Below are 13630 nucleotides of genomic sequence, written 5' to 3' on the forward strand. Positions count from 1 at the left end.
TATTATGAGAAATCTAATTCCTATACTGTTATTACTGGTACTTGCTTTGGGTGTAAAGGCTCAAAACCAAGCCCAGTATAACCACTATATATCCAACCAAGGGGTACTTAATCCTGCTTATAATGGTACTCGCGATGTTATTAGTGGCCTAGTTATACATCGAAGCCAATGGGTAGGTATGGATAATGCACCCATGAATCAGGCAATCAACGTACATGGTCCCATTGAAGACACTAATTTAGGTGTTGGGGTTGTGTTGGAGAATGATCGCTTGGGCTTCTCAAATAACTTTAGTTTTATGGGTGCAGGATCCTATAAACTAAAAATGGGGCGCAATGAATTTTTAGCTTTAGGTCTTCAGGTTGGAGTTTCGTCGAGTGTATATGATGGTACGCAGGCTATTACCAATGTATACGGTGACCCGATGTTTTTGCGTAAAGAGTCGGTTTTAGGCTTTAATTTTGGTATTGGTGCCTACTATTATGGTGATAACTATTTTGCTGGATTCTCTATTCCACGCTTTTTTTCTCCAACTTTTGATGAGGCAACAGAAAACGATGGCAAATTTAAGAATACTGTTGAATTTGGAAATTTACACTCGTATTGGTATGGTGGATATATATTTGATTGGGGAGAAGTTAAGGTAAAGCCTACCGCATTAATTCGAACTGTAGTTGGGGCACCACTAACTTTTGATGTATCATGTAATGTTCTGCTAGCAGAACGAATTTGGGTTGGCGCTTCGTATCGAAGTATTTCTGAGGTCGTATTATTATCCGAATTTGTAATTAACCGTCAGTGGAGTGTGCGTTACTCCTTCGACTATTCATTATCACAATTGAGTAATTATGGTCAGTTTGGATCCCATGAAATTGGTTTACAGTTTGATTTCTCGTTTAATAAACGGGCAGGAATGCGCTCTATCAGGTATTTCTAATGTTACGACCTGAGATTATTATAGACATGAACTATTGATAAAACATTTTAACCGATGAAACCTAATTCTCGAATATTAATGCTTCTTTTATTGCTGATGACAGTAGCTACGGCTTTTGCTCAACGTAATGAATTAAAGCGAGCACAGGAATTTTTAGCTAACGAGGAATACTACAGGGCATTGGAGTATTACAATTTGGCTCGCGAAAAAGGAGCGGAGTATAATACACAAACAAAGATTGAAATTGCACGTTGCTATTTCTATCAAAAAAATGTTACTGAAGCCTTTTCCAGATATGTGGAACTAGAAGATCAGCTTACAGGTGAAGACATCATCAATTATGCATCTTGTTGGCAACAAGAAGGTGGATTTGAGTTAGCTATTGAATGGTACGAAAAAGCCAAAAAACATGGGGCTAATCCTATTGATATGGATAAACTCATTGAGGCTTGTGAGTGGGCGGGTGAAAATGGCGATTTTAACACTGAAGTGGTGGTTAACCCAGCTAGTTTATTAGTAGGAGATGTTTCTTTTGGTATACAGTATTACAAAGATGGTGTGGTTTTTTCAGCCGAAAAGGAGGGGAAAAGCAAAGAAGTGGACCGTTCTGGTAGAGGAATGTTAAACCTGGCTTTCTCAAAATTGATTGACGGTGAATTACAAGAGGGGAGCAGATCCTTTTCAAAAGAATTAGAATCAGATTATCATGTTGGTGCTACTGCCTTTACAAGTGATTTTAAGCGTATTTTTTATACTAAGCCAGTACGTATAAAAGGGGGTGATAGTCGATTAAAAATATTTACCTCAGAGTTTAATGGAGAAGATTGGGTCAATGAAAAAGTACTCTCTATTAGTTCTGACGATGCAAATGTTGCCTACCCAGCTGTATCACCTGATAATAAATACTTGTATTATACATCTACTGAACGCGAAGGTTTTGGTGGTAAAGATCTTTATAAAGGCGAAATTAAAGCTTCAGGAGACGTTGCTAATGGCGAAAACTTAGGGAAAGGTATAAATACCTTTGGTAACGAAGAATGGCCTTATATTGACAAGGATGGTAATCTGTTTTTTGCTTCTGATGGACACCTTGGTTTTGGTGGATTAGATATTTTTATGGCTGAAATAACGGAAAACGGCTTTGAAAATGTGACTAATTTACGTCAGCCGATAAACAGTGGTAAAGATGATTTTGGATATGTACTAGAACCAGGGAATCCTAGTCGTGGATTTCTATCTTCAAATCGTTTAGGAAATGGAAGTAGCGATGCTGTATTTACCATTGCTCCCCCTATGGTTGTTGAAGAAACTGATGATGCACCTCCAATATTTGGTTTAGATGAGATTCCAGTAGTGGATATGCAGCAAGAAATACCTGTTGATACAGTGCCTGAACTTGTAGTTCCGGTTGTTGATTTATCAATGTTTCCAACAAGCTTAAGTACTAAGCTAACTTCTACTTTTAATGGTAGTGTAATTGCAGGAGTAACTGTGGAAATACGTGACGCTAATGATGGAACATTGGTGGCATCTTCGCAAAGTGGAGACGATGGCAAAGTTACAATTGTTATACCTGATACTTATAAGAAGAATGATCAAGAGTTCGAAATTAAATTCTCAAAAGTAGATTTTGATTCTAAACGAATGATTGTGAATATAATGGAAGTTGAAGATATTAATAATAACGGATTATCATTAACACCTATATTTAGAGATGATGTTCTAGATGATATTGGTACGATGATAGTTACGTACGTTGGCAATGAAATTACGAAGGAAGGATTAGCAGTTTTAGATGAACTAGCGACCTATTTATTGCAAAATCCGAATATTGTTGTCAAACTAAATGGTCATACAGAGGCAAAAGGTAATCGATACAATAACTTAAACGTATCCCAAAATATTGCCGATAAAGCTGAGCAAATAATGATTTCGAAAGGTATTAATGATGAACAGTTAATACCTCGCGGATATGGTGAACGATATTTGAAGAATAAATGTAAACGTGGAGTATATTGTTCCGATAGTGAGCATTTGATAAATCGCCGTATTGAGATTGTTGTTTGGCGTATGTTAGAGTAGTGTTGATAAGATTGTATAACGATAATATCGTGTCAAAAATGAAACTTAAATCACTTATTATATTAGCCGTAGTACTCGTAACTAGCATTGATGCAAAAGCTGATAAGCTTGAATCAATGAGAACGAGCAAGAAGATTATTCGCATGAGTAGTGCTCAATCACCTTCTTTTGCCATTCAGATAATTGCCTTGAAATTACCACCGCAGGCTCCTGAGTTTTTCCATAATGTTGAAGTTGCAAGAGAGTATCCATGTAGTGATGGTTACTATCGTTTTTGTGTAGGGGAATTTAGTTCATATGAAGACGCTAAAAGAGCTGTCGATGGCGTTAAAAGCTTAGGTTATGAGCAGGCCTTTGTGGTAAATACCACTGAATATGTTTTAAAGGGGCAAGCTAGTGTCATTGGGAGCGCATCTACAAAAATGATTGATCCCAATAAAGAGTATACCATTCAATTAAGCGCATTTAGATTTCCAGTATATCTTAATCACTTTAAGAATATTGATGATATAATGGAGTTTCGCATGAAAGATAAAATTTTTAGGTATACGACTGGTCAATTTATGGGTGATGTAGCAGAGCAAGAGCTTAATAAGATAAAAGCCTTAGGATACAAAGATGCACATCTGGTTGAGCTAGAAAAGTATTTGCCCTTTAAGATTGAATAAAATATTGTAGCTTTGCAAATATAGCAAGCCGGTCTATCGCTGCAATCAAGTATTGGAGAGGAAAGTCTGGGCAATGCAGAGCACTGTACTTCTGAATAGGAAGAAGCTCGTAAGGGTTTAGTAACGTAGCAGAGAATAACCGCCTTCGGGTAAGGGTGAAAAGGTGAGGTAAGAGCTCACCAATGGGGTAGGTAACTATGCCAGTTGTACGTCTTACAGATTGCAAGACCATGTATATCATAACTCCGTAAGGAGCAGAGCTGCTCGTTCTGTTTTGAAAAAAGTTGTGAGGGGTAGGTCGCTCAAAGTAGCAGGTGACTGCTATTTTAGATAAATGATAGACGCTCCTTGTGAGTAACAGGACCCGGCTTACAGGCTTGCTATTTTTTTCTTTTAATTTCGACCTTATCGTTATGACTGGATATATAGCTAAAATTGTCCATTACCTCAATGATGAAATTTGGCGCGTAAGAGCAGATCAAACTCCTAAGCAACAATTCTTCTTAATCCGATTAATCCGAACTTTTTACTTGGCTATTAAAGGCTTTGTTGAAGATAATTGCCCCCAAAAAGCCGCTTCTTTATCTTTTTATTCTTTCATATCTATTGTACCTGTGGCAGCCTTAGGTTTTGGCATTGCCAAAGGTTTTGGATTAGATCGCAGATTGTCGGGCTTTTTAGAATCGCACATGGAAGGGCAGGCTGAAGTTGTTCAGAGAGTAAGTAAGTTTGCAAGTAGTTATTTAGAATCGACGCCAGGGGGAAACCTGGCTGGTATTGGATTAGCCATCTTGCTTTGGTCTGTTCTACAAGTATTCAGTAATATTGAAACTTCTTTTAACCAAATATGGAAGGTTAAGCAATCGCGCAGTATGTTGCGTAAGTTTAGTGATTTTATGTCGCTCATGTTTGTCGGTATCTTAACAATTGCCTCTTCTGGTGGAATGATTATCTTAATTACCAATCGTTTATCAGATTTTGGTGTTAATGTTCAATGGTTAATACCTGTTGTATCCTACTTTATAGCTTGGATTGTGTTTGCTTTAATGCTGTCGATAATGCCCAACGCTAGAGTAAAACCCTTATCGGCAATTTTTGGAGGTATTATCGCAGGAACCATGTTTCAGCTATTGCAGTTTGGCTATTTCCACTTTCAAAAAATGGTAACTAGCTATAACGTCATTTATGGAACATTTGCCGCATTACCCTTATTTATGTTGTGGATGAATCTGAGTTGGCTCATTGTATTATTTGGGGCTGAACTAACCTATGCACAACAAAATGCCCATAGTTACGAGTACGATTCTGATATTAAAAACATAAGTAATGCCTACAAGCGCATTTTACTGCTCTTTATAGTAGAGCGAGTAGTAAAGCGCTTTGATAGGGGAGAAAAGGCCTATAATAACCTTGAATTGTCCTTAGAATTGAAGTTGCCACTCCGCTTAGTCAACGAACTTCTATATAAGTTAGTTGATAGTGATGTTTTTTGCGAAATAGCAGATGATAAAACGAATGACACTTATTATCAACCTGCTTTATCCATTCAACACCTCACAATTGTGAAAGTTAATACCATGATTGATCAACATGGAACTCATGATTTACATTATGAAGAATCGGAAGATTTAAATCGCTTGAAAGGGGTGATAGAGGCCTTGAACGATAAAATACTTAATTCTCGTTCAAATGTATTATTAAAAGATTTATAATCTCTTAGATATAAAAAGACCGCATCAACCGGGATTATTTAAACTCCTGTAAACAGGATTTGAGTGCATGTAATTATCGATAATCCTCCGTACTACAAGTAGTAACCACAAGGGCGAGGCCCGCTCTTTAAAAACATAGCGTCACTCGGTGTTCTGATAGTGTTGAGTTTAACAATCTAACGACTGATGCGGAATATTTTTTTTGTCAATGAACGTACTACAAATATATGTTTTTAAAGCCCTGTATCCAAGAAAACACAAGGGTTTTATGTGTTTTGTGGTGGAACAAATTGATTAGTAAATTATTAAAATGTGTACTTTTACAATTACTTTAAGAGTTCATCAGTAGAATGCAAGATTAATAGGATAATTGGAAACGAATGTACGTTATTGTAGATATTGAAACAACTGGCGGGAATATGAAAAATGGCAAAATTACTGAAATTGCCATTTATCGACATGATGGTGAGAAGATTGTAGATGAATTTGTTAGCCTGGTTAATCCTGAAAGTTATATACCTCCATTTATTACTTCGCTCACAGGAATTACTAACGAGATGGTATCAACAGCTCCTTTGTTTTATCAGGTAGCAAAAGATGTTGTTAATATTTGCCAAGATGCTGTTTTTGTAGCTCATAATGCAGGGTTTGATTATAACTTTATCAAAGAAGAATTTAAGAATCTGGGATATAATTTTGAGATGCCTACCATTTGTACCGTTAAGCTTTCTCGAAAGTTGTTACCAGGTCATGCATCTTATAGTCTGGGTAAGATATGTCCTGATTTAGGAATTGGAAACGGTGCTCGACATAGAGCAGCTGGGGATGCTCTGGCTACTGTTGAATTATTTGAAATTTTATTGAAAAAGAATAATGGTATCCTAAATCCTGAGGATCCATATAAGGAGTTTTCTGCTGATGGTTTACACCCTAATTTGTCCATTGATCATATAAAGTCTTTACCGACCGAAACAGGTGTGTATTATATGCATAATGAGGGTGGCGAACTGGTGTATATTGGTAAAAGTAAAAATATACGAAATCGTATTATAACGCATCTTGGTAATCCTAAAACTAAAAAGGGATTGGAGATGAAGCAAAATGCTGCCAATATTAGCTATAGTTTAACAGGTAGTGAATTGATTGCTTTGTTAAAAGAATCAAATGAAATAAAACAGGATAAACCACGCTATAACCGCGCGCAACGTCGATCAAAAAACAAAATTGGCTTATATACTTATACCGATCGCGCTGGTTACGCACGTTTGATGCTCAAGCCTAACTCTGGAGTTGAAATTCCCATTGCAACTTTTGACACTATTCAAGAGGGGAGAGAGAGACTTTTCACTTGGATTGAAGAATACGAACTGTGTCAACAATTGTGTGGATTATATGATGGCAAACACGGATGCTTTCAGTTTCAATTAAAAACCTGTAAAGGTGCTTGTGTTGGCGAGGAAGAGGATCAAAGTTATAATAAAAGAGTTTTAGAGTTGATTAAAAAACTCTCTTATGGTCATGCCAACTTAGTTATTTTAGATAAAGGTAGAAACATCTCAGAAATGGCAGTTGTTGTTATTGAAAGTGGCCGTTACCTTGGTTGGGGATATATTAATGAGGAGGAATGTATTAGTGAGCCCCAACAGTTTAAAGAGTACATTACTTTTTACGATGATAATGGGGATACAAGAACAATTATCTCCTCTTATTTGCGAAATAAAAAGTACAGGAAATTAATTCCTTATTAAAAACGTAGCTTAATTCCCTTTTGTATTTAATCATGAGGAGTATTTCAACCAATAGTAAATGTATTTCCAAAAAATAAAGAGCTTATCCAATTTACTCAATTGCATAAGCTCTTTCAATATATTGAAATATCAGTTTTTTATTGTTGCGTGCTAGGTGCTGCTGCAGGAAGCTGCGCAGGTGTTGCTTCTTGAGTTACCTTAACAGTACTCCATCTCGGATGACCGTCAGCTTTTAAGTATTCAATGTTTTTGGCTATTCCCGCTTTAATGGCTTCAATTGTTTTTTCTTCATCGCCACTTATCTTATCCATGTTTACAATAAGTAAGGTACGTAACGAGAATGTTTCTATATCTTTATCTAACCATGGATATTCGTCGGCTTTGATAACGTCGTTTTCATAATTTTCAGCCCAACCGTTAAAGTCATTTAGATCAATAAGCACCAACTCATCAACCATAATTTGCGGATCAATGTCAAGCATTGCTAAAGGTGCACTTCCAACAATTAGACCTGCTTCTAAGTTGCCTGAATAAATCTTCTTAAGCATCTTATCATAGTTCAGTTTATTTGGATACCAGTTAACTTTTGAACGTTTTCTGATGATTTCAGCAGTAAAAGAAGAACTTTGATCATCAGTACCCACACCTAAGCGTTGATTGTCTAGGTCTTGTAGTCTTGTAATGTTATTGCTTTTGCGTGTAAACAAATGAATTTGCTCCTTCGCTAAAGGCATAATAACTTTAATAGAACCTGTTTTATGGGTGTTTTCAACTAAATCTTTAGCCTTTAATAAGCTAAAATAATCCGATTGAATAAACGCAACTTGTGCCTTTGTTTCAGGATCAATTAGAAACTTAAAGTTAGCTGCGCTACCTTGGGTTGGCATGTTTACAACTTCAATACCTTCCTTTTCAGCCATTACTTTTACTATGTCATCGGCAAAACGGTTATATGAACCATTAATAGGACCAGAAAGAATGTTAATTTGGCCCAAAATGTTGCTAATAGACACCACCAATAGTAATGCCAGCATAATTGTTAGTTTTCTATTCATGAGAATGTGTTTATGGTTAAAATTTAATTTGTTTGATTTTTTAATGCTCTCTTGTTTTAATGTTTTTGATATGCTTTAAAATCTTTCGTTTATGAAACAGAAAAAGATGTGAAATTGTTTTTACGAGGTATTAAATCATTAAAGTAAACTAACTTAAGATTGCGATTAAATACACTTAGTGTTTTAGGATTTATTAATGGGCAAAATGCTTTTGCAATATTTATTCGACTATGGCTTGAAGTGTGTATTAGCTCTTGTAAACTGCTTGAGCAATCAACCGGCTTAGATGTAAAAGCATACATGCTTTTCTGTCTGCTCTAGTAAATAAACAACCATTCATTGACTCGTCTAACTGAACAAACAAAACAAGTGATCTGCATTTTCGTGCATACATTAGCGCACAAAAAAGCCCTACAAGTAAAAACTTATAGGGCTTTTCCTAAAATTGCTTCCGCTTTCTGCGGAGAGAGAGGGAACTGAATATTTGCCTTAAGTGCCCTATTCTCAATATTTTACGAATTCAATTTTTTAAGTCCTCTGTAAGTCCACCAAAATTGGCTAAAAAATGCCCGTTTTAAATGCGTTTCAATGAACTCATTTCACTTCAAAAATAGCAAAAAGGAACCGAACCTAAAAATGAATTTCTTGTCAAGTTTATTGCGCAGAAAACTTGACGTATATATATGTCGATATATGAGTGGATTAGACAATAAAAAAGCAGCTGTCTCAGAAAAAGAAACAACTGCTTTTTATTATTTTATATGAGTAGCTCTACAAGCCTTGTTGCATCAGTTTTTGCGAAATTTCAGTTTTTTTATGGTTATCAATGGCATCACAAATCTTAACGTAGTGCGACATTATATCCAAATTATTCAGGCACATCTTAATCAACCTACCACTAGCCAAAGATGTCACACCCTCATTCTCAATATTAGATATGGTATTTTTACTAAATCCTAATACTACACTTAATGTTGATGCAGCAATATGGTACTTCGTTCTAAAATTAATTATTTCATCAGGAGCAGCAGCTCCTTTAGCAACTAAGTAAGCACTTTTTAAAGCTTTCAAATTACGAGTTATTTGATTCTTAGTATAGTGCTTAACTTGCTTTTCTCTATTAATCATGCCCGTATTTTCATCTACTTCATAATCTAAGTAGTATGCTTCTACGTATGATAATTCCAAGCTCTTGTAATTCTTTTTTACAGTCTCATGTAATTCCTCAGTAGGCTTATTTTTTCTTGTTAAAACTTTTTTAGTTTCCATAATTTCTAATTTTTAAATGGCTGATTCATTGGAAAATCAGGAATGTGATTAGAAAAAACTAGTATTTGTAAACCGTCCTCTTCAAGTCCGTATTTTAAATATATCTCAACATTATCTTTACCAACAAAAGCACGAAAGGCACATACGTTAAAATCAGCTTTACCAGAAGGATCTACGCCTCTATAATAGTTCTCTGAAGTAAGATTCAATATGGTATGTTCTATATCTTCAACGGTAATATCATATTCAAGCATTAAGTCTTCCAATTCTGAATTAGCCTTTGTTGTAAAAGTAATATCAACCCCATTGGATATCCTTTCTCTTGTTTCATTTATGAACTCTTGTACAAGTTCAATATTATCAACCGTATTCGGTAGTTCTATCATATTGCAAATCTTTAATACAAAGATACTAAATCTTTTTCGACATTCCCAACCATTGGGAATTTACTGTGTTTGTTGACGAAAATACTAACATGTTGATATGTTTTTTGATCAAATAACTTGATATTTTTTAAGTGAAATATCAAATGCTAAATAGTCGTATTAGTTACACTAGCATGGCTCATCTTAGAATATTTATTTAAATTATCCTCTATTTCCGTAGTCAGACTACTAAAATACTGACCCTTTTAATACAAATATGTGATGATGCATCACATGCCATACCTTTTGACGGCTTGCCTTATATTCATATTTAGATGATTTATAGTAGCGCGTAATATTCATATATACAGTGGAATGAATCCATATACTAAAACTGATACATCGACATATACTAAAATTGCCACATATTAAAAGTACCCTTTAGATGGGACGATGCGGTGAATAATTACCTTATTCTCCTTAAATATGCGATGAATATCTTCGCAAGATAATTTTGTTCGATAACAAACATACTATTTCGGGTATAATAATACGACCAATAAGGTGGAAGAATATACCCGAAATAGTATCGTAATTGAAGCTACAACCCCTCAAACTCTTCCTGACAAATACAAAAGTGTTCCAGGATAATCTCCAATTCTTTGTGGGTATAATAATGGGCTCGTTTATTTCTGGTTAATTCATCAAGTTTCGAGTTTAATTCCGGTGATAGCTTTATTTCTTTACGCAGTAATTGCATAGCGGAACTTATATTTTAACTCTGAGGGTATAATTTAATTGCTAAATCTTGTTTTAATATTGTTCGGGGTAATATCATAGTATTGCGCTTAATATTATTCTACTTCATTTTTATGGCTGTAAAATTATGTTATTAATCACAATGTGAATTGATTACACGGCGGCCAATCTTGGACAGATAAATGCCAATTAAAGACATTTGATGATTATACTCCACTAACTATTCAAATTTGATATAAACTACTCAAAATGTACTCGACAAAGTCAAGCATTTTTTCTAGTGTGCTGCAATTATTGTCTTCGTTTTCGTGTAATTGTTTTCAAACCTCTACCAAAATTCACAAAGCACTATAAAAAGCGTTCTCTTCTCTTAAAAGCAAGTGTAATATACTCCGGATATGGTCTGTATATACTCTGAAAGTACTCTGAAGCAAGAAAAAGCACTCAAAAGCTATCTGTTTATTAGTGTAGATAGTGCTTTTGAGCTTGTTTTCGCTAGGTTTACTATACGTTCTATCGTGATTTTCCCAAAAGAAGTTCTTATAACAATTCAAATTCTTCCTGACTGATACAAAAATGTTCCAGGATAGCTTCCAGCTCTTTGATGCCCGATGAGTTTAAGAGCTTTATATTGAATTTGATTGGATATAGCGGAACCTCAAAGCAAAGTCAGTTTCTATCCATATGGGATGGAGCACCAATTTCACTGGATCGTAAAGAAGTTGAAAGTTCTTCGTTGAGTATGCCTTGCGTGTCAATTATTGGCAGTATTCAGGACGATGTGATTGCATCCTTTAAGGCTAAGGATATCAAAGACGGGTTCTTTGAGCGAATTCTATTTGCCATTCCATTAAAAATGGAAAAGAAATATATCCAAAGAAAAAATCCGGATGACTATATGGTGGAGAAATTTCATTCCAGGATGAACGCATTGATGGATAAAATTAATGAGAGTATTAATACGATAGAGTTACCATTATCTGAGAAGGCAGAGGACTTGTTTATTGATGAAGTAAACAAACACGTAAAGCCATCCAATAAGGATGCTGCCATATCTGGAATTCTGTCAAAACTCGATAGATATATATTACGATTTGCACTGGTCCTTGAAGTTTCAAATAGCTTTTTTGAAGGGCAAGCGATTAAGTACATAACCATGGACTCAATGAAAAAAGCCATTATGCTTAAGGATTATTTCTTTTCCAATGCATTAAAACTAAACCACATGGTTTTAAACGTGTACGAAGACAACTCAAAGGAAGGTAAAGTATTTCAGGTTTTAAAGAAGATTGGCAAGCGGGAATTCACCAATAAAGAGTTTATTGAGATGGCCAACAAACTGAATATAGCCAAAGAATCATACGTCTACCAATTGCTAAGCAATACAAAACTGGCGCATAAAAAGCAGAAGGGCGTGTACGAAACTGATGTGCTCAATTAACCCCACTACAACGATATTGATGCAGGAAAAAAAACATGGAATACTGTAGAGTTTGTGGAGTTGTGGAGTTTGCTTGATTCACAGGTTATTATGTGTGGAGTTTGAGTGTAGTAACTGTGGAGTACGAAATTCGGAAAAATGATTCATTGTCACTTCAAAATTCATAAAACTGTGGAGTGCGTGGAGCACTATGGAGTAGTAAGTATTTGATAGACAACAGTCCTCCACAACTCCACAAACTCCGCTAAAACAAGGAAAGGTTCTTTTATGTCAGATATCCGCTATTCATTGGAAAAATACAAAGGTCGGTCAACCAGGTGTCATTGTCCAAAATATCATCAGAGAACTTTTACCAGGTATGCAGACAATTACATCAATAAGTATTTATCTGAATATTCAGGAAGGTGTAACCGTGTGGAAAAATGTGCATACCATTTTACACCTAAGATGTACTTTGAGAAAAATGGATACGAGCCGGTTGATTTTCATATACCTGCACTTAAGCGAAAAACAATCATCAAGTCTCCTTCATGCATTGACAAAAAGTTAATGCTAGCCTCTCTTACCAACTATCACCAAAATAACTTTGCTATTGGCTTAAGTAAATATTTCCCAGAACATTTGGTTGTGGAGGTATTACAAAGGTATTATGTAGGTACAGCCAAAGGAAACAAAACCATCTTTTGGCAGGTCAACCGATTGGGGCAAGTACGAACAGGTAAAGTGATGCAGTATAATTCAGCTACATTAAAGCGTGTTCGTTATATCAATTGGGTGCATCATATCACTAAGCAAAAGGACTTCAATCTAAAACAAGTATTCTTTGGTGCACATCTGCTTATTGATAAAACTAGACCCGTTGCCATTTCTGAAGGTGAAAAGAATGCCATATTCGGAGCATTGTATTATCCACAATATAACTGGATAGCTGTTGGTTCTATTGAAATGCTGAATGTACAGAAGCTAAATGCCCTAAGAGGTTACAAGGTAACTTTATTTCCAGATAAAGGGAAAGCATTTGAAAAGTGGATCAAGATTGCGGAAAGTACTTGCTTGGATGTTCACGTAAATACTGTTCTGGAGAATACTGATTTAAATGAAGGCGATGATATTGCTGACTTGATTATCTCTGTTAAGAAGGAACAATATAAGGCAAGACCAGATGCTCTCATTGATAATTTTAAAAAGAAGAATGAATATATCAGCTTACTTATTGACAGATTAGACTTGAAGGTGCTAATTCATTAGATTATTGCCCATATTTTGAAATTGTTTATTGGTCTCAACAGCCGGATGAATTTTTAGGAAGTAAAAAGAAAACCACTGTCTTTATACAGTCATTAAATTCATCGGACTTTAGTCTGATACTTTCTTAACTGTGGAATTTATTCCGTAGTATTTGATTTTGGTGATAAAAAAAGTAGCAATATTTGGAGTATGACTCACCCAAAGGATTGCTTGTCTATTCCTAGCAGTGTGTCGGACTTATACATATAAGCCCCTTAGAATCGAATATTTCGACATCAGTCTCGAATAGGGGGTCAAGAAAAAAAAGCTAAAAAGTGCTTAAGTCCGACAGGCTCCTAGTGAAAGT

Annotated in this window: 11 protein-coding genes and 1 other RNA gene; 8 read left to right on the forward strand and 4 right to left on the reverse strand. The window is 35.4% G+C overall.

Going from position 1 to position 13630, the window contains the following annotated elements; genetic code table 11:
• Positions 1-4 precede the first annotated feature (4 nt).
• From FNN09_RS12685 to FNN09_RS12710, 6 genes are all read left to right on the forward strand, one after another.
• Positions 5-937 carry a type IX secretion system membrane protein PorP/SprF gene (locus FNN09_RS12685; protein WP_255434111.1) on the forward strand — a complete coding sequence of 311 codons (933 nt, stop codon included), beginning with the start codon at positions 5-7 and terminating at the stop codon, positions 935-937.
• A 54-nt stretch (positions 938-991) separates the two neighbouring features.
• A complete protein-coding gene (locus FNN09_RS12690) occupies positions 992-3019 on the forward strand; it encodes an OmpA family protein (RefSeq protein WP_143302736.1) in 2028 nt (675 codons plus the stop codon).
• Positions 3020-3057: 38 nt separating this feature from the next.
• On the forward strand, positions 3058-3687 hold the full coding sequence (locus FNN09_RS12695) for an SPOR domain-containing protein (RefSeq protein ID WP_143302737.1): 630 nt from the start codon (positions 3058-3060) through the stop codon (positions 3685-3687).
• Between the two features lie 20 nt (positions 3688-3707).
• Positions 3708-4075: RNase P RNA component class A (rnpB, locus tag FNN09_RS12700), an RNA gene on the forward strand.
• 25 nt (positions 4076-4100) lie between these two features.
• Positions 4101-5399 (forward strand): YihY/virulence factor BrkB family protein, encoded by a 1299-nt coding sequence (locus FNN09_RS12705; protein WP_143302738.1) that lies wholly within the window; start codon positions 4101-4103, stop codon positions 5397-5399.
• A gap of 380 nt (positions 5400-5779) precedes the next feature.
• The gene (locus tag FNN09_RS12710; RefSeq protein WP_143302739.1) at positions 5780-7147 is read left to right on the forward strand and encodes an exonuclease domain-containing protein; all 1368 of its coding nucleotides are present in this window, start codon (positions 5780-5782) and stop codon (positions 7145-7147) included.
• A 137-nt stretch (positions 7148-7284) separates the two neighbouring features.
• Here FNN09_RS12710 and FNN09_RS12715 read toward each other — a convergent pair whose 3' ends face one another.
• The 4 genes from FNN09_RS12715 to FNN09_RS21585 all read right to left on the reverse strand — a co-directional run bounded on the left by FNN09_RS12715 (position 7285) and on the right by FNN09_RS21585 (position 10596).
• Positions 7285-8202, reverse strand: coding sequence for a TAXI family TRAP transporter solute-binding subunit (locus FNN09_RS12715; RefSeq protein WP_143302740.1), 918 nt, complete (start codon positions 8200-8202; stop codon positions 7285-7287).
• 771 nt (positions 8203-8973) lie between these two features.
• Positions 8974-9471, reverse strand: coding sequence for a transcriptional regulator (locus tag FNN09_RS12720; RefSeq protein WP_143302741.1), 498 nt, complete (start codon positions 9469-9471; stop codon positions 8974-8976).
• Between the two features lie 5 nt (positions 9472-9476).
• Complete coding sequence (locus FNN09_RS12725) at positions 9477-9857, reverse strand: hypothetical protein (RefSeq protein WP_143302742.1); 381 nt, start codon at positions 9855-9857, stop codon at positions 9477-9479.
• A 580-nt stretch (positions 9858-10437) separates the two neighbouring features.
• On the reverse strand, positions 10438-10596 hold the full coding sequence (locus FNN09_RS21585; RefSeq protein ID WP_143302743.1) for a DUF4248 domain-containing protein: 159 nt from the start codon (positions 10594-10596) through the stop codon (positions 10438-10440).
• 603 nt (positions 10597-11199) lie between these two features.
• On the opposite strand from FNN09_RS21585, the gene FNN09_RS12735 reads away from it, so the two are divergent.
• Together FNN09_RS12735 and FNN09_RS12740 are read left to right on the forward strand one after the other, a co-directional pair.
• Positions 11200-12036 carry a DUF3987 domain-containing protein gene (locus FNN09_RS12735; RefSeq protein WP_143302744.1) on the forward strand — a complete coding sequence of 279 codons (837 nt, stop codon included), beginning with the start codon at positions 11200-11202 and terminating at the stop codon, positions 12034-12036.
• A 267-nt stretch (positions 12037-12303) separates the two neighbouring features.
• Positions 12304-13284 (forward strand): DUF6371 domain-containing protein, encoded by a 981-nt coding sequence (locus tag FNN09_RS12740; protein ID WP_143302745.1) that lies wholly within the window; start codon positions 12304-12306, stop codon positions 13282-13284.
• Positions 13285-13630: the final 346 nt, after the last annotated feature.

Origin of the sequence: Carboxylicivirga sp. M1479 (genome assembly GCF_007097485.1) — a bacterium.
In the GTDB taxonomy this organism is placed as follows: Bacteria; Bacteroidota; Bacteroidia; order Bacteroidales; family Marinilabiliaceae; genus Carboxylicivirga.